Source organism: Microvirga puerhi, from assembly GCF_020089865.1.
GTDB classification, from domain to species: domain Bacteria; phylum Pseudomonadota; class Alphaproteobacteria; order Rhizobiales; family Beijerinckiaceae; genus Microvirga; species Microvirga puerhi.
Window position 1 is genome coordinate 475,866 of the sequence record NZ_JAIRBM010000001.1, and the last position, 17,379, is coordinate 493,244.

A 17,379-nucleotide genomic window follows, 5' to 3' on the forward strand; every position below is an offset into this window, starting at 1 on the left:
GTAGGGCGCGGGCTAGTAGGGGACCTGCCGACGCATCACCGCAGCCGTTTGGCGAACCCCCTCGCTAAGGGCATGAGCCGATTGCCGCCGAGCGTGATGATCAGAATGCCACACAGCGCAAGCGTTGTTCCTATCGCCATACGGAGATCGAAGTGGTCGCCGGTGATCAAAATGCCCAAGACGACCGTCATCAGCGGGTTCATGATGAGAAGCGGTGCGATGAGGTTGGCCGGATACTTCCTGATCAGGTCGTAGTAGATCGTATGGCCAATGAGCGAGACAATCAGAGCGGAAAACATCACTGCCGCAACGAAAGGCCAGCCTGCGTGAAATGCAAGCGAGATCTGGCTCGTCTCCAGCCCCCATGAAAGAGCCGCGAGCGGGACCGCCGACGCCAAACCGACCCAAGCCTGAAACTGCAATGGCTTCACGCCGGTAATCTGCTTCATCATGACTGCGGCAAGGGACGACACGAAAGCCGATCCAAGGACGAAAGCCAGACCGCCGGAGATGGGAAATCGCTCGCCTGGGTTCCACATGACGATGAGGCCGCCGAGAAAGGTGAGGGCGATGCCTGCGCCGCGTCTCCAGTGGATCTTTTCCCCCAGCATGACGACGGAGAGAAGAGCGGTCATTGGGAGACCGAGTTGGCCTACGATGGCAGCGCTCGAAGGCGTTGCAGTCTTGATGCCGAGGAAGAACAGCGCAAACCCGCCGCCACCCATGAGAAATCCGACGATAGCCATGCGCCAGCCGGGCTTAGGGATGGGTAGAAGCCATGGAACGGTGGCAAGAGCGACAATCCCGTAGCGAATGGCGGCATAAAAAAGGGGTGGGATCTCCATGCCCGAGACGACGATCTTGCTAACGACGGTATGTGCCGCCCACGTGAGGCACACCAAAAGCATGAGGAGAAAGTCGCGCAGGATCATGGCTCTGCTTACGGCCGTTTGAAGGCGGCAATCAACCGCAGCAACCGATGGTCAGGTATGTGCAAGGCGAGTAGGACAGTTTCATGAAGCCATTTCGGCGCGGATCCATCGCTCCACCACTCCGGCGATATAGGCTTTCTGGCTATCGTCGAGGGCATGTCCGTGCCGGATTCCATGCCATTTCTCCAGGCATGAGCGACAACAGGTGCCCGTCGCATGCTGCGCGACGAAGACCGGGTGGCCGCGAAATGGGGTCTGCTTTCCGTCTCTCGCTGGGTAAGCCGGCGCCAGGCGCTTATCGATGAAATCCCTTGCGTGGGCCTTGACGAGGTCGAGCCCCTTCTCCGTTACGTACGTCCGCTCCTCCGGACGAAGGTGGAAGCCTTGCCGAAATGAAGATTTCTTCAGCTTTTCAAAAACTTCGTCAATATTTCTCACGTATTTTTCCTAGATGTCGAATGCATCGGCCGCAGACTTCACCGGCATCGGAGTCGAGATCGGGCTGGATCGACCTATAAACAACCATATGATCGGTTGTATCGGTTCCAGCGGGCGAGGGGCCATAACCCCGCTCCTGTCAGTCTTTTCAGGCCTGTTTCTCGTCTGGGCATCGGCGGTCTCCGTCTCCGCGGCCGAAGTTCCCTTGCCGCCTCCCCGACCGATTTCTCCTGAACCTTCGCCGACCGGGACACCGAAACCCAACACGCCGGAAGCGGCATCTGCGGAAACGCCAGCGATCGATATCGGAGGCTGCCTGGATCGCCTGAAGAAAGCTGGTTTTGGTGTCGAGCATGTCGAGCCACCAAAAACTGGAAACCAGCTCTGCCGAATCGATGAGCCAGTTCGCTTGATATCCGTCCCCGTTGCAACTCGCCCTGGGAGAACTGTCAGCCTGGCTCAGCGTCCTATCCTTGCTTGCGCCTTCGCCGAAAATTTCGGGCAGTGGATCGGGGAGCTTGCCGCAGCAGCGATCAGCGGCAGCTTGGGCAGCGATTTGCTGTCCGTCAGCACGGGGCCTGGCTTCGAGTGCAGAAACCGGAACGGTTCCCCATCCGGCAAGCTGTCCGCTCATGCAGAGGGCGAGGCCATCGATATTTCCTCGTTCGACCTCGCCGACGGATCGAAGCTCGAGATCAAGCCTGGAAGCGATGGCAGGCGGAACCAAGCGATGGCAGTGTTGCGGAAGGCAGCGTGCGGCTGGTTTACGACCATCCTTGGACCAGGTTCCGACCCAGCGCATACCGATCACCTTCATGTCGATATTCAGAAGCATGGATCGAGTGACCGTTATCGAATTTGCGAGTAAGCAGTTTTAGTATCCGGTTTCCCCGGGGCCAGGCAGGGATAAGGCTGCGGAAGGCACTTTATGACGGAAGTTGTTTTCGACGGACGCATGGTTGCCGATCCGGAGGTCGAGTACCTTCGTCTACGTCTCACGAATGAGCCGGGCTGGGGCGGCCCAAATCACGCGCGACGTCAGGCCGGGTGGATCGACTCGATCGCACATCTTCGGGAACTCCCGGATTTTCCGCAGCCTCCAGCTCGACTGCTCGAGCTGGGTTGCGGGAACGGCATGGTATCTGCTCTTTTTGCCGCGCAAGGCTATCGGATCGATGGGATCGATCTCTCCGCGACGGCCATCTCCTGGGCCCGGGAGATATTCGAGAAGACGGGAATGGAGGGCCAGTTCAGGCAGGGCACGGTCGGTGCGATGCCCTTCCACAAAAACGAGACATTCGATCTCGTTGTCGACGGAAACTGTTTTCACTGTCTTCTCGGTGAAACGAGGTCGAAATGCCTCGCCGAAATCCACCGGGTTCTGCGGCCGGACGGTGTATTCGTGGTCAGCACGATGTGCGGCGAGCCGAAGATCGAGGCCCTTCGCGAGCATTACGACGCGCAGATGCGGCAACTCGTCGATCAAGGGCGGCCTTATCGAACTCTCAAGCCGGTTGACGAAATTCTGGATGAGATGAGAGCAGCCAAGTTTGAGATTTCTCACCACGTCCTGGGCGAGGGCGTGTATTGGGACCACCTCGTTCTGGTCTGTCGACCGGAACTATGTTCTGCATAGGCTGTGCTCAGCAACCGATAGAGCCTTTTGGACACCCGAGGTCCGATCCGATCGGGATCTGCGGTGGAGCAGGGACCAAGGCAGGGACCGGGGCGAGCAGCTGCTGATCAGCATCGAATTCGGACTGCTCAGCGGATCCCAGCGTCTGATCCAGCTGCAAGAGCGAGTTATCGATGGTCAGCACATTCTGCTCGCTCGGACTGGGAACAGTCGAGGGCGCCGTAGAAGACGAGGCTGCAGCGCCTGTTTGATCCGGTTGGGTCGTTTGGCTGGTCTGAGCCCTGGCTGTCGTGGCGGTTAGCGTAACGGCGGTAAGCACTGCAATAAGCGAGAGTGTACGCATGGCAACCTCTCCCCAGAACGAATTCGCGATATCTGCTGAAAGAAGAGACCTATATCCCCCCTTGGTTCCCACCCGCCGCCGGACTTGTCGATCTGTCGCATCTATTGAAAATCTACGTTGTATGATCGCGTGTTCGTGTCCGGTTTAACTTCCTGAAAAGGGTACACTTGCCCAGACATGCTCTTGGTCGAAGGAAGAGACGATCCGCCTACGGAGGTGGATATTTGGACGAACACCGACTACGAGAGGTCCGCCGATGTCTGATACGCAAGTACTCATTGTGGGCGCGGGGCCGACGGGTCTGATCCTGGCCCTATGCCTGCGCCGGTTCGGTCTGCGCGTGCGTATCATCGACAAAACGGCAGGTCCCGGCACGACTTCGCGCGCTCTGGTGGTCCACGCGCGGACGCTCGAGTTTTATGATCAACTTGGCTTGGCGGAGGCGGTTGTCACGCGGGGATTGAAGTTCGCCGCTGTAAATCTATGGGTGAGAGGCCGGAAAGCTGCGCACGTTAGCCTCGGCGCAATCGGGCAGGGGCTCAGCCCCTTTCCTTATCTGATTATCTTTCCGCAGGATGAACACGAGCAACTTCTGATCGATCGCTTGGCTGAAGCAGGCACCAAGGTCGAACGCGAAACTGAACTCCTTGGTTTTGAAGAGCGTGGCAACCATGTGCTTGCACGCCTGCGCGGACCGAACGGGATTGAAGAGGCGTGCGAGGTGGCATACGTCGCCGGCTGTGACGGGGCGCATTCCACAGTGCGTGAAACTCTGAAAATCGGCTTTCCAGGCGGCACATACAGGTATCTGTTTTACGTAGCGGACGTCGATGCGACAGGACCGGTGATGGACCACGAACTGCACGTGGCCCTGGATGATGTCGATCTCCTGGCCGTCTTTCCGATGGCGGGCTCAGGACGAGCTCGTCTGATCGGTACGGTGCGAGCTGAGGCGGAAGCTCGGCACGGGGCGCCGTCCTGGCATGATGTGAGCCAGCGCCTGTTCGAGCGGCTGAGCATCCAGGTCAAACAGGTCAATTGGTTTTCAACCTACCATGTCCATCATCGAGTAGCAGACCGCTTCCAGCAGGGCCGCGCGTTTCTGCTCGGCGATGCGGCGCATATTCACAGTCCGGTCGGCGGGCAGGGCATGAATACCGGCATCGGAGATGCCGTAAACCTGGCATGGAAACTGGTGGCTGTCCTGCAGGAGCGAGCAAATGTGTCCCTGCTGCACACCTATGAGCCGGAGCGGATCGCCTTCGCTCGTCGCTTGGTGGCGACGACCGATCGAGCCTTTACGTTTGTGAACAGCCCCGGCTCCCTAGCGCGGTTTGTTCGCATCAAGGTGGTACCACGCCTGCTGCCTGCGTTGGTCTCGCTCTCATTCATCCGTCGCTTCATGTTCCGAACGATCTCGCAAATTGGGGTGAATTATCGCTGCAGCCGCTTGAGCATGGGCGACGCTGGACATGTTAAAGGCGGCGACCGCCTGCCTTGGGTCGCGACCGGTGATGGATCGAACGGGCGGGGCGATAACTTTGCACCGCTGCGATCGTGCGATTGGCAGGTTCACGTCTATGGCACGTGCAGTGCCGGAATCGCGGAGCTTTGCGAGAGACGGGGGTTGGCGCTGCACGTCTTCTCCTGGCGGCCCGCAACAGCCGATGCAGGTATCAGGCGCGGCGCCGTATATCTGGTGCGTCCGGACGGCTATATCGGCTTGGTGGACGCGGGTGCCAACCCGGGCGCGTTGGAGCGGTATCTGGATGACCAAAGCGTGCAGCCACTGAACCGTATGGATTTGGAAAATGCATAGGACCGATACGGTCGAGGTCGGGCAGCGTATCGCTGGCGACAAGCTCATCATCACCTAACGGACCTACTATGATACTCACAGCAGCTATGGAGGGGAGCCAATCCAATTTGGGCTGGGGAAGGTTGCAGCATTAGACCCATTTCGCATAAGATATATTATGGAACCTGCATTGATATCCGTGAAACTCCTCGCTACGGCCGTACCTTTCTTGTCAGCTGGACATTATGGACGCTTCTTTTGCGAACACACCCTGACGACGCTCTGACCCTTCCGTCGACTAAAAGATACCATGACGTTAGGCTCCCAGGATGTTCCTTTTTCGCCCATGCCTTCATCCATGTTCGTGAATAGTCGTGTTGCAGGCGCTCTCGCGACTTGGTTGGCCTTGGCGGCCACAGCGGCCGTTGCTGTGGCCGCTGTGAACTTCGTCCGGCTTCGCGACGACTTCGAGACTGAAGCCCGCACTTTGCACCGCATTGTCTCCCAGCGAGCGGACCAGCATGATGCGCACCTGACGAGCTTGGCAGCCGTGCTGGCAACCCCTGATCGGTCGTCTGCGACCCTGGATGCCGTCTCCGAGGCAGTTCTGCGCTTCTATCCTCGAATTACCGCTATCGACGTGGTCCGTATCGTCTCTCCTTCGGACCTCGTGTTCAGCACGCGCAGGTCCTGGCTCGACGAGCTGAAGAGCAGCAAATTCGCAACAATCGCGGCCGAGCTGGTTCCGGGTCAGACCGCCGTGACGACCGAACCTGACGACGATGCATCTTACCATCTGGTTAAAAGGCTTCCTGGCGACGGGTCGCGGGCCAGTGCCTTGATTATGACTGTCGATGGGCGGCGGCTTGTGGATACGGAAGGAGAACTGCCACCAGAAACCCGCCTCGCCTTGCGCGACCCTTCGGGACGAGAGTTCGTCCAGTTAGGCGTGACACGCCCTTCTGCCTGGCTCGTGCCAGGTCTGGCCTTCGAAAAGGCGCTCGGCAGTCGGTCACAGCCGCTCTTGCTGCAGGTTGTCCGACGCCCAACTTTAGGCGAGCTTCTGCCACCACTCTCCGCCGTGCTCGTGGCGGCCATCACCGGAATCGGGGTGTTGCTCGCGGGTGTCGTCCTGCGCGAGCGCAGAGCCGCCAAAGAGGCCCGCCAACGGGCAAGTTTCCATGAGCATCAGGCCCGCCTCGCGCATGCCATGCGCGTGAACACCGTGGGAGAAATGGCCTCCGGCATCGCCCATGAGCTCACGCAGCCTCTGACCGCGATCCTCAGTCGGAGCCAAGCGGGACTTCGGGTCGCGCGCTCCGAGTTTTGGGAGCGCAGCGAGATCGTTGACGCGCTAGAGGCAAATGTCCACCTTGCCAAGCGGGCCGGCGATATCCTTGCCCGGCTTCGCGCCTATGTGTCGAACAGTGGGCCGATGCCCGAACCTACGAACCTCAATCAGCTCGTCCGCAACGTCGCAGATCTCGTACGGAGCGATCTGGGACGACGAGGCATTATCCTGCAACTTGCCCTCACCCCGGATGAGCCGATCTCCATGATCGATAGGGTTTCCATCGAACAGGTCGTGCACAATCTCGTCCGGAATGCCGCAGATGCCATCGAAACCATGCCGCAGGAGCGGCGGACGGTGCTGATGGCGACGGCCATCGATAGCAACGGGGCCGCGATTATCGTCACGGACAGGGGGCTAGGCATCCCCCCTGCCGACCTGCCGCGCCTGTTTGAGCCGTTTTTCACCACCAAGCCCGAGGGTATGGGGCTCGGTCTGCCCCTTTGCGAGCGCCTGGTCGAGAATTTCAGCGGGCGGATCACGGCAGCAAACGGCCCAGTGGATGGCGCAATATTCACAGTGCACCTGCCACTGCTTGCAGAAAGCCCGAAAGAGGCCGCCGAATGAAAACGCCTCGCCGCACTGTCTTTCTGATCGACGATGATGAGGATGTCCGTCAGGCGCTCCAGATTCTCCTGAAGACGGTCGGGTTCGTCGTTGAGCCTTTTCCGAGCGCCCTCGCCTTTCTGGAACGCCGGAATAGGGAGTCCATCGGATGTATCGTTGTCGATGTGCGGATGCCGGGACTTTCCGGTCTCCAGCTCCTGGAGCGGCTCGCGGCTGAGCGAGAGCGCATGCCGGTTGTCATCATCACCGGCCACGGCGACGTGAATGCGTGTCGGCGCGCCTTCAAAGGCGGTGCCGTCGATTTCCTGACAAAGCCTGTCGATGAACAGGTCCTGATCGAAGCCATTGAAGCCGGGTTTGCGCAGCTGGAGTTGCAGCGGCGCGAGATCGACGAGTCGAACGAGGCACGCACGCTCCTAGCCCGCCTGACTCAGCGAGAGAGCGAGATCCTCGATCTGATAGCCCGTGGATGGACAACGAAGGAGATCGCGCGGGCTATGAGTGTTTCGCCACGCACCGTCGATACCCACCGTGCCAATCTTGCAGAAAAGCTCGGTACGACCTCCGTCGCCGAAATGGTGCGCTTGGTTCTCAGCAGCGGTGTGGGCGATATGCCTCCGTAGTCCTACGGAAGCAGCTCGGGACTCAAACGGATAACCCGCCACGGATCATCTGGTTAAGGTCGGATTGTCGAACAAGCCGGGACCGACGAGGTTCCAACGGAGAAGCTTCATGTCGAAAATCCGCCTTGCCGCTGTCGCGGCTCTTGTCCTTGTTCCGGCCGCCGCGAGCGCCCAGATTCTCCAGGAGAAGAATATTTCCCTCGGTGTTGCGCAGGAACTTGCCCAGGCCACTGTTGAGGCTTGCGCAGCCAAGAATTTCAACGTGACCGCAACTGTCGTGGACCGCGCTGGTCTCGTCCGAGCGGTACTTCGGGCGGACCGGGCTAGTCCTCATACGGTCGAGGCGAGCCGCGCCAAGGCCTACACGGCGGCATCCGCTCGTACCAACACGACCACCATCATGGAGAATGCCGACAAGAATCCGGGGGCTCGGCACTTGGCAGCCATCGAAGGCTTCCTGCTGCTCGGCGGCGGTGTTCCGGTGAAAGCCGGCGACGAAGTGATCGGGGCCGTAGGCGTTGGTGGCGCTCCAGGCGGACATCTGGATGAAGAATGCGCGAATGCCGGCCTCGCGAAAGTACAGGCAAAATTGAAGTAGCCGGCGGCGGCGGCTCACGACGGCATGAGCTACCGTGCGGATTGTCTGCCTTCGAGCAGCAGAGCATAGGGTACTGATCTGCCGCGAATGGAGAAACCTTGTCCGCTCTATGACGTTAAAGCTTCAGTGTGCGAGAACGCAAAGGAGCTACATAATGGATTGGAATCGTGTTCAGGGTAACTGGAAGCAGGTTAAGGGCAACGTTAAGGAGCAATGGGGCAAACTCACCGACAATGACCTTGACGTCATCAATGGCCAGCGCGACCAGCTTGAGGGCAAGATCCAGGAGCGCTATGGCCTTGCGCGAGACCAGATCCGTCGCGACGTCGATGATTGGTACAATCGGCAAACGTGGTAGAATGTGAATGAGAAAAGGCCCCGTTTGGGGCCTTTTCTGTCACTATGGCAGCGAATTGCCGAGATTAACGCTTCCAGCGACCTTCGTACTTAAATTCGGGTGCCGCTTTAAGCTGGTCCTTCGTGGCGTTCATCACCGCGTGCCATTTCCCATCGTTTTCGGCATAGCTGACCTTAATGGCGCTCGGGCGCACGATGACATAGTGCTCACCTATTCCCAGGAAGCCTCCGACCGAGACGATGTAACCCTCGAGATTACCCTGCGAGAGGATGAGGTCCTTGATCTCGCCAATCGTCTCGTTGGCCTCGTTGGTGACGTTCAAACCAATCAGATTGTAGCTGAGCACATCGGTCGGCTTGGCTGTCACGAAGTTCTCCGTTGTCGTGGTCACAGCCGTTTGTGCAGCAGCCGTTCCCGCCAATAAGGTGGTTGCGGCAAAGGCAATCAGGATCCGACGCATGGGGAAACTCCAAGATATCTGACAGAGGCCAAACAATGCTTATAAGTGGCCTAGGTTCCATCAGGTACTGACAGCAGCTTCGGATATCTCATGTGGCACGTGCACGGGAGGTCTGTGCGGAAAAGAGGTCATGCCCTCGCCTTCGATGGTATGTGCTAAATACGCAGGTTAATTGCTTAGATCTTTGATCATCAACTGAAGCGGCTCAACAGATGCTCGAATAAAGCCGCGAGTTGGAGTGCCAAGTTCGAGAATGAGGAAGATGCCCCCCGATATGGCGACTGCGCATAGGAAAAGTGCAATCACTACGGTTGCATTGTTTGGCGCAAAGAGACCGAAACTTGCGAACAGCAATGAAAGCCAGAAGATAACGATGATCAGAAAGGGGAGCGGAATCGAAATGCTTGCATCTTCGACGAGGCGCCACCTTGCATCAGCAATAGAATCGACGAGGAGAAGCGCTTGCGATTGGTTATGGCGGAAGCGCGCATCCTCTGCTGAAAGTTGACTGACTTGATCGCTAATCCCTTCGAGAACGGTCAAATTTCGCAAGGCAATGTCGCGTTTGTCCACGACGGCGGCGAGTTCCTCGGCCTTTGCCTTTGCATAACTCCGCAAATCCTCGCGGATACTCGAGGCCCCCGGCCCTAACCTCGACAGAATCCGGTCGAGTTTGGCAATATCGACCGCGAGCGTGTCGATCGCGTTTGACCGCGCAGAGAAAGCCGAACTTGCGGTCGTGATCATCAGCCCAAGAACGAGCGCCGCCAAAGTGCCGACGACTGCCATGGATACCGAGACCGCCGTACGTGTCTCGGTATTGAGATGAGGTGCTGGCAACACTCGGGCTAGACCTATGCCCAGTAGAGCCCCGCCAAAGATGGCGGCGAAAGTGAGCAGACTGACAACCAGGGAATTCATAGATCAGCTACATCCGCTTCAGCGCGAAAATTCCGAAACGGAGGGCTGACGAGCGGCGCCCGGTTTATAATCTGATCCCGTCACGCTTTGATGAACTCGCACAGCCCCTTCCCTCTTGAGCTTGGCTCCTTTGCCGTGAAAGTTACAGTCTTCTCCCCAGAATTAACAGCCCTTCTGCGACAGATTGACTCTGCGGTAAATGAGAACATAATAGGAACATCTTCGAAAGCGAATGGGGACAGGCAAGGCGCATGCGTGCCGGGCAACAGACAGTGCTGGCTGAGTTACGGCAGACGCTCGAAAGCCTAGCGACGAGGCATGAGCGTAAACTTCATGTGCCCTTTGGCTTGGCTGAACTCGACCAACACCTTCCTGGCCATGGGCTTGCCCAGGGCACCCTTCATGAAGTGCTAGATGGCGGAATGGCAGCTGAGTTTGCCGGCTCTGCGACGCTCTTCGTGGCCGGCATTGCGGCCCGGCTCAAGGGGCCGGTGCTATGGTGCCTTAACCGGCGTGACTTGTTTGCCCCAAGCCTGGCCGGAGCCGGTCTTCATCCTGACCGCGTGATCTATGCAGAAGCTTTTCGCGAGCGCGACATCCTGCCGAGTATGGAGGAAGGACTGCGCAAAAAGGGGCTTGCCGCTGTCATCGGTGAAGTCACTCGGCTCGGCCTGACTTCGTCACGACGGCTTCAACTCGCTGCAGAATCCTCTGGTGTCACAGCTCTCGCATTACGTCGCTGGCGAACCGTGGCGGAGAAGGAACAGACCCATTTGCCGACTGCGGCGACTACCCGCTGGCGGATCTCACCCTGCATGTCCCAGGCTTTGCCAGCTCCGGGGCTGGGCCCTTCTCGATGGCACATCGAACTCCTGCGCTGTCGTGGTGCAGAGCCGCGCTCTTGGATTCTGGAGGCCTGTGATGCGAAGGGTCGTCTCGCTCTACCTGCCGACTTGGCCGACCGACCGGATCAGGCGCAAATTCGGCGATCCGCCACGCGATAAACCGCTTGTGACCGTTCATGCTGTTGGATCGCGTCGCGTCGTGCATGCGGCCTGTCAGACCGCTCAGAAGCTCGGCATCTATGCCGGCATGGTTCTAGCCCAAGCGCAGGCCATGGTGCCCAATCTGCATACGATCGATGCGAAACCGGAAGAGGATGACGCATCCTTGCGCAGTTTGGCCCAGTGGGCGATCGGCTATTCGCCGATCGTCGGATTGGATCTCCCTGACGGGCTATGGATTGACGTTTTCGGCACGACCCATCTCTTCGGAGGCGAAGAGGCACTGCTCCGCGATCTGATCAACCGTCTCGACGGCCAGGGCATTGCTGCGAAAGGAGCCATTGCCGACGTCCCTGGAGCAGCGTGGGCTGTCGCGCGCTGCGGCTTGGGCGGTATCGTACCATCCGGACGGGCCGATGACACGATCAGGTCGCTCCATGTCCGGGCGCTGCGGCTTTCCGCCGACAAGCTCGATACCCTGCATCGCCTCGGTATCGAACGTATCGGACAGCTTGAAAACCTACCGCGCGCTCCCATGGTACGGCGCTTTGGGCAGGACGTGGCCCTTCGCCTAGATCAGGCCATGGGCCATATCTTCGAGCCGATCAATCCCATCATTCCGAAAGACCTGCCGGTTGTCTCGACGGTGTTTGCTGAACCTATCGGCCACCTGGACGACCTCAAGCGCGTCGTGCTGCATCTCTGCGAGACGCTCTGCAAACAGCTGGAGCTGCGCAGCGAAGGCGTACGTCGTCTCGACCTCATGGTACGGCGCATCGATCAGCAAGGGGCATGTTTAAGATTTGGTACGGCTCGAGCAACGCGCGCGCCTGTCCATCTTGCAAAGCTTTTCAGCGAACGACTGGAGACCATCGATCCCGGCTTCGGCATTGAAGAAATCGCTCTTCTGGCCAGCAAGGTCGAACCACTTGCGGAACAGCAGACAGAAACGCATGGCATGACTGAAAGCGATGATTCCGATTTTGATATGGGAGAGCTGATAGACCGCCTCGCCGTCAAGGTGGGAGGCAGCAATATTTACCGGATATCTCCGGTGCAGAGCCTTGTTCCGGAGCGCATGGTACGGAAAATACCCGCTCTGGCACCTCCCACGGGAGCAGACTGGCCACAATCCCTGCCACACCCAACGCGCCTTCTCGATCCGCCTGAGGAAGTTGTGGCCATGGCCCTCCTCCCGGATCACCCACCTGCCTTTTTTGTCTGGCGCAAAATCCGTCACAAGGTGATCAAGGCGGATGGGCCCGAGCGCATCACAATGGAATGGTGGAATGGCAACCAAGGCTCGATCATCCGCGACTATTACCGGATCGAAGCGGAGCATGGCAGTCGTTTCTGGATCTTCCGTGATGCACCCGCGAGCGAAGGTGGACGCTGGTGGCTGCACGGGCTGTTTTCATGATGTATGCTGAACTTCAGGTCACGACACATTTCTCGTTCCTGCGCGGCGCCTCAAGCCCGCTTGAATTGTTCGAGCAGGCAAGGCTCCTTGGCCTTTCCGCACTAGGCATTACCGACCGCAATTCACTGGCCGGCATTGTGCGTGCTCATGAGGCGGCAAGAGAGACTGGTGTTCGCTTGATCGTTGGGTGTCGGCTCGATCTCACAGATGGCACGTCACTCCTCGTCTATCCGACCGATCGTCCAGCCTATTCGCGACTGTGCCGATTGCTGAGCCTAGGCAAGAGCCGCGGAGGCAAAGGGCAATGCCATCTGGCCTGGGAGGACGTCGTTATCTGGAATGAAGGCCTGCTCGCAATTCTGCTCGGTGATGAGGAGAATGAAACTCTTGTCGCCAATCTCAAGAGGCTGAAAGATACATTTCGCGATCGGGCTTACATGGCCCTGATCCGCCGCTTCGCGCCCAACGAATATCTGCGGCTTTATCATGTTGAACAGGCTGCGAAAGCGAACAGAGTGCCAACGATCGCTATTGGAGATGTGCTTTATCATCATCCTGACCGTCGACGCTTGCAAGATGTCGTCACCTGTATCCGCGAAGGGTGCACTATCGATGAGGCGGGCTATAGATTGGAGCGTCATGCCGACCGCTACCTCAAGGATCCAGTTGAGATGGAGCGCCTCTACGAGCGGCACCCCGAAGCATTTCATCGCGTCCGGGACATTCTTGACCGCTGCTCATTTTCACTGAGCGAGCTACGTTACCAGTATCCATCGGAAACTGTACCAGGCGAAACAGCTTACGAGAAACTTGAGCGCCTGACTTGGGAAGGTGCACGTCGCGTCTATTCCAGCGAAATTCCTAGCGACGTAGCAAAAGCCATCGAGCATGAGCTCGGTCTGATCCGGGAGTTGAATTACGCCCCCTACTTCCTCACAGTCCACGCCATTGTCTCATACGCTAGGTCAGCCGACATTTTATGTCAGGGGCGTGGTTCAGCTGCAAACTCCGCTGTCTGCTACGTGCTTGGCATTACAGCGATTAATCCAACTGAGCGCAGACTTCTGTTCGAGCGTTTCGTCTCGCAAGAGAGAGACGAGCCGCCAGATATCGATGTCGACTTCGAGCACAACCGCCGTGAGGAAGTCATTCAATGGATCTATGATACCTATGGTCGGAACCGAGCTGCTCTCACGGCGGTGGTAAGCTGCTATCGCGCTCGTGGCGCTGTGCGTGAAGTCGGAAAAGTACTGGGTTTGTCCGAGGACGTGACGGCAGGATTGTCTGGGCTCGTCTGGGGTTGGGGCAGCAGCGACGTATCCGAAAAAGAAGCGCTTGATCTCAACCTCAATCTCGAAGATCCGCGGTTACGAATGACGCTGGAATTGGCTAGGGAACTCATCGGTGCTCCGCGTCATCTTTCTCAGCATCCAGGCGGTTTTGTGCTGACACAGAATCGTCTCGACGATCTGGTGCCGATCGAACCGGCTGCGATGGACAATAGGCAAGTCATCGAATGGGACAAGAACGACATCGAGACCGTCAAGTTCATGAAGGTCGATGTCTTAGGATTGGGAATGCTCAGCTGCTTGCGGCGCGCCTTCGATCTTCTGTGCACCTACAAGGATAAGAAATATGATATTTCTACAATCCCTGACGATGATGACCCAACATATGAAATGATCCGGAAAGCCGACACCATTGGCGTCTTTCAGATCGAGAGCCGCGCGCAGATGTCAATGCTTCCGCGGCTCAAGCCGAGAAATTTTGACGACATCGTCGTTCAGGTGGCAATTGTCCGTCCTGGCCCGATCCAGGGTGACATGGTGCATCCCTATCTGCGCCGCCGGGAAGGTCGTGAGGAACCTGACTATCCCACGCCGGAACTCAAAGATGTCCTCGGTAAAACTTTGGGCGTGCCGCTTTTCCAAGAGCAGGCGATGCGTGTCGCCATCGTATGTGCAGGCTTTACGCCTTCGGAAGCAGATCAGCTCAGGCGCGCCATGGCGACTTTCAAAGCCAGTGGAGACATCGCGAAATTTCAGAAAAAGTTGATCGACGGCATGCTGGCGCGGAACTATAGCCGAGATTTCGCCGAACGCATCTTCAAGCAGCTTGAAGGCTTCGGTTCCTATGGCTTTCCTGAGAGTCATGCAGCATCCTTCGCAAAGATCGCTTATGCATCGGCCTGGGTGAAACGCCACCACCCTGACGTCTTCTGCTGTGCGATTCTCAATTCACAACCAATGGGATTCTATGCGCCCGCACAGCTCGTGCGTGATGCGCGCAATCACGGTGTCGAGGTTCGGCCCGTGGATATCAATCATTCTCATTGGGACTGCACGTTAGAGAAACCGTCTCAGAAGTCGCTCCTTGCCGTGCGCCTCGGCTTTCGCCTGGTCCTGGGTCTCGCCAATGTCGATGCAGACTTGATCCCATCGGAGCGAGACAAACAGGTCTTCGCCTCAATCGAGGATCTGTGGCGGCGGACAGGTATTCCAGCTCAAGCTCTCGAGCACTTAGCCGATGCAGATGCCTTTGGATCGATTGGTTTGAACCGGCGTGACGCACTATGGACAATCCGAGGGCTCGCGGATCAGGTAATGCCGCTTTTTGCGGCCGCCGATACACGCGATCGTGCTGTCCGGTTGGAGGCGACTGAGCCGGCTGTCGCGCTCACGCCCATGACCAAGGGTCGTGAAGTCGTGGAAGACTATCGTGCGCAGGGGCTGACTCTACGCCAGCATCCCCTCGCCTTCCTGAGGCAGGAACTCGCCCTACGCCGCATGGTGACTTGCGCCGATCTTCGGCAGGTTCGGGATGGGCAAAGAGTGACTGTGGCAGGCCTCGTCCTGGTACGCCAGAGACCTGGCTCCGCTAAGGACGTCACCTTCATGACCATCGAGGACGAAACCGACGTGGCCAATATTGTGATCTGGTCAGCTTTGTTCGAAAAACAGCGGCGGCTCCTCCTCTCGTCTCGAATGATTGGCTGCCGGGGCAAGGTCCAGCGCGAGGGAGACGTCGTGCATCTTGTCGCCGAGTATTTCCTCGATCTGTCGGATTTGTTGCGCAGTGTCAGCGAACGTGATGAGCCCTTGTATAAGGCGCACGAATCTCAAGGAGAGCCTGGAACTATACCGAACGACATGCTCTCTAAAAATCCCAAGGGCTATGATAACCAAGATTCGGCAAACATATCGGAGTGGGACCGGACCCCAACTCTTCGTATAACATCCCGAAATTTCCGATAATATGTTGTCAGGTGCATCAATTGTGTCGATATGTTTTACATCCAGTTATTCATGGTGACCTCTCTGCCGAACGATGACTTCTCACATTGATGGACATCCTTCTTTGCCGCTCTAGCTTCCCTGGTTGGCACATCAGGGAGCATCCGATGTCTGAAGAACACGTCTATAAGGTGGTTGAGCTAGTCGGTTCATCGAAAGACAGCATCGAAGATGCAATCCAGACTGCGATCAAACGTGCAGATCAGACACTAAGAAATTTGCGCTGGTTTGAAGTCATGCAGACGCGTGGCCATGTTGAGAATGGCGAGATCCGTCACTTTCAGGTCGTGCTTAAAGCTGGTTTTACTTTAGAAGGCTCGTAGGGCCCAAGCCACTCCTGCAAAATTACTGGATGGAGGTTTCTGCAGAGCCGCCCTTTATGAGAGCGGCCTCTCAGGCAGCTTGCCGTCGACCAAGTCAACGTTAAGGTCCCGGAACTCTCGCCTGGATGACGACAAAAACGATTGCTCCCGCCAAGAGTATCAGCAGAGGATTCAGCTTGGGTCGCCATGCCAGGACAATCGCTGAACTTCCAGCCACAGCCCAGGACAGAATGCCTGCTCCGGCAATCCTGAAGATGGCAAAAACGCCTGCCAGGATCAAACCAGCGCCAATCGGCGCAAGCCCATTTTCAAGGGCCGTATGCCAATTGCGCCCCCGATAATGGTTCCATACACGAGACACGCCATAACATAGAACAGATGATGGGACGAACAGGGCAAGCGTAGCGACGATGGCGCCAGTCCAGCCAGCAACCTTCCAGCCCAAAAGGGTCACGAGCATGGAGCCAGGCCCTGGGGCGGCCCTCGCAATGGCAAACAGCTCGACGAATTCGCGGGCCGTAACCCAATGATACACTTCGACAGATTGATGCTGAATACCCGCAAAGATGCTCGGCCCGCCTCCCACAGAGACCAGGGAGAACGGCACGAAAACGACGATGAGGGCCCAGAGTGGATTGTCACGCATCCGAGCCCACCCTCAGCCATGCCAGGCCTATCGAAACGGGTGCGAGACAGAGCACCACAGGAACCAATGGCCATTGAAGAAGCCCAACGGCGACGAAAGTCGCGGCAAGGATCACTAATGAGGAAGCTCGCCGGCTGGCTTGAGCGGCCCCTTTAACGGCAACGATCAGTAAAAGCCCGATTGCCGCGGCGGCGGCGCCGCTCATCGCATTCTGAATCCACGACAGACCGACGATCCGATCATAGGCTGTCACCAGACCGATCACTGCAAAAAACGGACCTACCAGGAGACCTAGCAGGGCGCAGAGGGCCCCGGTCGATCCACGAAGCTGTTGTCCAATGTAAATCGAGAGATTTGTGACATTTGCCCCAGGCAAGATCTGTCCTAGCGCCAAGCCGGATAGAAAATCCGCATCGCTCATCCAGCCTCGAACCGTGACGACGTCTCGGTAAATCCAACCTGATAAGCCGCCACCGAAACTGAATAGTCCGATGCGAAAGAAGACCAGGAAGATCGATAAGAGAGGAACAGAGGCCCGTATCTCATTCATGGGTCATCTAAAACTACGATCGAGCCGACCTTGCAAGCATTGTCTGCACGACGAGGGCTAGGCGCTGGACCTCACCACTGTACCCTCCCCTGCCCTAAGCACAGCCCACCTTTGGCTT

At 57.7% G+C, this 17,379-nt stretch carries 17 protein-coding genes; 11 read left to right on the forward strand and 6 right to left on the reverse strand.

Annotated features, from left to right (window positions below):
- Positions 1-35: 35 nt before the first annotated feature.
- Together K9B37_RS02235 and K9B37_RS02240 are read right to left on the reverse strand one after the other, a co-directional pair.
- Positions 36-932 carry a DMT family transporter gene (locus K9B37_RS02235; protein ID WP_224311149.1) on the reverse strand — a complete coding sequence of 299 codons (897 nt, stop codon included), beginning with the start codon at positions 930-932 and terminating at the stop codon, positions 36-38.
- 81 nt (positions 933-1,013) lie between these two features.
- The gene (locus tag K9B37_RS02240) at positions 1,014-1,370 is read right to left on the reverse strand and encodes a DUF4186 domain-containing protein (protein WP_224311150.1); all 357 of its coding nucleotides are present in this window, start codon (positions 1,368-1,370) and stop codon (positions 1,014-1,016) included.
- An 88-nt stretch (positions 1,371-1,458) separates the two neighbouring features.
- On the opposite strand from K9B37_RS02240, the gene K9B37_RS24835 reads away from it, so the two are divergent.
- The 7 genes from K9B37_RS24835 to K9B37_RS02275 all read left to right on the forward strand — a co-directional run bounded on the left by K9B37_RS24835 (position 1,459) and on the right by K9B37_RS02275 (position 8,644).
- A complete protein-coding gene (locus K9B37_RS24835; RefSeq protein ID WP_224311204.1) occupies positions 1,459-2,238 on the forward strand; it encodes an extensin-like domain-containing protein in 780 nt (259 codons plus the stop codon).
- A 60-nt stretch (positions 2,239-2,298) separates the two neighbouring features.
- The gene (locus tag K9B37_RS02250) at positions 2,299-3,006 is read left to right on the forward strand and encodes a class I SAM-dependent methyltransferase (RefSeq protein ID WP_224311151.1); all 708 of its coding nucleotides are present in this window, start codon (positions 2,299-2,301) and stop codon (positions 3,004-3,006) included.
- 599 nt (positions 3,007-3,605) lie between these two features.
- Positions 3,606-5,168: an FAD-dependent monooxygenase gene (locus tag K9B37_RS02255; RefSeq protein ID WP_224311152.1), complete on the forward strand. Its 1,563-nt coding sequence runs from the start codon at positions 3,606-3,608 to the stop codon at positions 5,166-5,168.
- 325 nt (positions 5,169-5,493) lie between these two features.
- Positions 5,494-7,065, forward strand: a complete 1,572-nt coding sequence (locus K9B37_RS02260) for a sensor histidine kinase (RefSeq protein WP_224311153.1) — start codon at positions 5,494-5,496, stop codon at positions 7,063-7,065.
- On the forward strand, positions 7,062-7,688 hold the full coding sequence (locus K9B37_RS02265) for a response regulator transcription factor (RefSeq protein WP_224311154.1): 627 nt from the start codon (positions 7,062-7,064) through the stop codon (positions 7,686-7,688). Before K9B37_RS02260 ends, K9B37_RS02265 begins: the two co-directional genes overlap by 4 nt.
- A gap of 109 nt (positions 7,689-7,797) precedes the next feature.
- Positions 7,798-8,286 (forward strand): GlcG/HbpS family heme-binding protein, encoded by a 489-nt coding sequence (locus tag K9B37_RS02270; protein ID WP_224311155.1) that lies wholly within the window; start codon positions 7,798-7,800, stop codon positions 8,284-8,286.
- Between the two features lie 154 nt (positions 8,287-8,440).
- The gene (locus K9B37_RS02275; protein WP_224311156.1) at positions 8,441-8,644 is read left to right on the forward strand and encodes a CsbD family protein; all 204 of its coding nucleotides are present in this window, start codon (positions 8,441-8,443) and stop codon (positions 8,642-8,644) included.
- A gap of 64 nt (positions 8,645-8,708) precedes the next feature.
- Here the strand turns inward: K9B37_RS02275 and K9B37_RS02280 are convergent, their stop codons facing one another.
- Positions 8,709-9,104, reverse strand: a complete 396-nt coding sequence (locus K9B37_RS02280) for a PRC-barrel domain-containing protein (protein WP_224311157.1) — start codon at positions 9,102-9,104, stop codon at positions 8,709-8,711.
- Between the two features lie 168 nt (positions 9,105-9,272).
- Entirely contained in the window at positions 9,273-10,025 is a 753-nt protein-coding gene (locus K9B37_RS02285; RefSeq protein ID WP_224311158.1) for a bestrophin-like domain, read from the reverse strand.
- A 422-nt stretch (positions 10,026-10,447) separates the two neighbouring features.
- Between K9B37_RS02285 and K9B37_RS02290 the strand changes: the two genes are divergently transcribed.
- The 4 genes from K9B37_RS02290 (at position 10,448) to K9B37_RS02305 (ending at position 16,065) form a co-directional block, all read left to right on the forward strand.
- Positions 10,448-11,029, forward strand: coding sequence for an ImuA family protein (locus tag K9B37_RS02290; RefSeq protein ID WP_224311159.1), 582 nt, complete (start codon positions 10,448-10,450; stop codon positions 11,027-11,029).
- Complete coding sequence (locus tag K9B37_RS02295) at positions 10,947-12,449, forward strand: DUF6504 family protein (RefSeq protein WP_224311160.1); 1,503 nt, start codon at positions 10,947-10,949, stop codon at positions 12,447-12,449. Before K9B37_RS02290 ends, K9B37_RS02295 begins: the two co-directional genes overlap by 83 nt.
- The gene (locus K9B37_RS02300; RefSeq protein ID WP_224311161.1) at positions 12,446-15,703 is read left to right on the forward strand and encodes an error-prone DNA polymerase; all 3,258 of its coding nucleotides are present in this window, start codon (positions 12,446-12,448) and stop codon (positions 15,701-15,703) included. The genes K9B37_RS02295 and K9B37_RS02300 overlap by 4 nt, the downstream gene beginning before the upstream one ends.
- Before the next feature lie 146 nt (positions 15,704-15,849).
- Positions 15,850-16,065 (forward strand): dodecin, encoded by a 216-nt coding sequence (locus K9B37_RS02305; RefSeq protein WP_224311162.1) that lies wholly within the window; start codon positions 15,850-15,852, stop codon positions 16,063-16,065.
- 100 nt (positions 16,066-16,165) lie between these two features.
- On the opposite strand, the gene K9B37_RS02310 is transcribed toward K9B37_RS02305, so the two are convergent.
- Both K9B37_RS02310 and K9B37_RS02315 read right to left on the reverse strand, forming a co-directional pair.
- Positions 16,166-16,711 carry a chromate transporter gene (locus tag K9B37_RS02310; RefSeq protein WP_224311163.1) on the reverse strand — a complete coding sequence of 182 codons (546 nt, stop codon included), beginning with the start codon at positions 16,709-16,711 and terminating at the stop codon, positions 16,166-16,168.
- Positions 16,704-17,261: a chromate transporter gene (locus tag K9B37_RS02315; RefSeq protein WP_224311164.1), complete on the reverse strand. Its 558-nt coding sequence runs from the start codon at positions 17,259-17,261 to the stop codon at positions 16,704-16,706. The genes K9B37_RS02310 and K9B37_RS02315 overlap by 8 nt, the downstream gene beginning before the upstream one ends.
- Between the last annotated feature and the right edge of the window lie 118 nt (positions 17,262-17,379).

What these genes read in the sequence shown, in the direction of transcription:
- K9B37_RS02235 (WP_224311149.1), bottom strand. Translation starts at nt 932, where the DNA reads ATGATCCTGCGCGACTTTCTCCTCATGCTTTTGGTGTGCCTCACGTGG.
- K9B37_RS24835 (WP_224311204.1), top strand. Translation starts at nt 1,459, where the DNA reads ATGATCGGTTGTATCGGTTCCAGCGGGCGAGGGGCCATAACCCCGCTC.
- K9B37_RS02250 (WP_224311151.1), top strand. Translation starts at nt 2,299, where the DNA reads ATGACGGAAGTTGTTTTCGACGGACGCATGGTTGCCGATCCGGAGGTC.
- K9B37_RS02255 (WP_224311152.1), top strand. Translation starts at nt 3,606, where the DNA reads ATGTCTGATACGCAAGTACTCATTGTGGGCGCGGGGCCGACGGGTCTG.
- K9B37_RS02260 (WP_224311153.1), top strand. Translation starts at nt 5,494, where the DNA reads ATGCCTTCATCCATGTTCGTGAATAGTCGTGTTGCAGGCGCTCTCGCG.
- K9B37_RS02265 (WP_224311154.1), top strand. Translation starts at nt 7,062, where the DNA reads ATGAAAACGCCTCGCCGCACTGTCTTTCTGATCGACGATGATGAGGAT.
- K9B37_RS02270 (WP_224311155.1), top strand. Translation starts at nt 7,798, where the DNA reads ATGTCGAAAATCCGCCTTGCCGCTGTCGCGGCTCTTGTCCTTGTTCCG.
- K9B37_RS02275 (WP_224311156.1), top strand. Translation starts at nt 8,441, where the DNA reads ATGGATTGGAATCGTGTTCAGGGTAACTGGAAGCAGGTTAAGGGCAAC.
- K9B37_RS02280 (WP_224311157.1), bottom strand. Translation starts at nt 9,104, where the DNA reads ATGCGTCGGATCCTGATTGCCTTTGCCGCAACCACCTTATTGGCGGGA.
- K9B37_RS02285 (WP_224311158.1), bottom strand. Translation starts at nt 10,025, where the DNA reads ATGAATTCCCTGGTTGTCAGTCTGCTCACTTTCGCCGCCATCTTTGGC.
- K9B37_RS02290 (WP_224311159.1), top strand. Translation starts at nt 10,448, where the DNA reads ATGGCAGCTGAGTTTGCCGGCTCTGCGACGCTCTTCGTGGCCGGCATT.
- K9B37_RS02295 (WP_224311160.1), top strand. Translation starts at nt 10,947, where the DNA reads ATGCGAAGGGTCGTCTCGCTCTACCTGCCGACTTGGCCGACCGACCGG.
- K9B37_RS02300 (WP_224311161.1), top strand. Translation starts at nt 12,446, where the DNA reads ATGATGTATGCTGAACTTCAGGTCACGACACATTTCTCGTTCCTGCGC.
- K9B37_RS02305 (WP_224311162.1), top strand. Translation starts at nt 15,850, where the DNA reads ATGTCTGAAGAACACGTCTATAAGGTGGTTGAGCTAGTCGGTTCATCG.
- K9B37_RS02310 (WP_224311163.1), bottom strand. Translation starts at nt 16,711, where the DNA reads ATGCGTGACAATCCACTCTGGGCCCTCATCGTCGTTTTCGTGCCGTTC.
- K9B37_RS02315 (WP_224311164.1), bottom strand. Translation starts at nt 17,261, where the DNA reads ATGAATGAGATACGGGCCTCTGTTCCTCTCTTATCGATCTTCCTGGTC.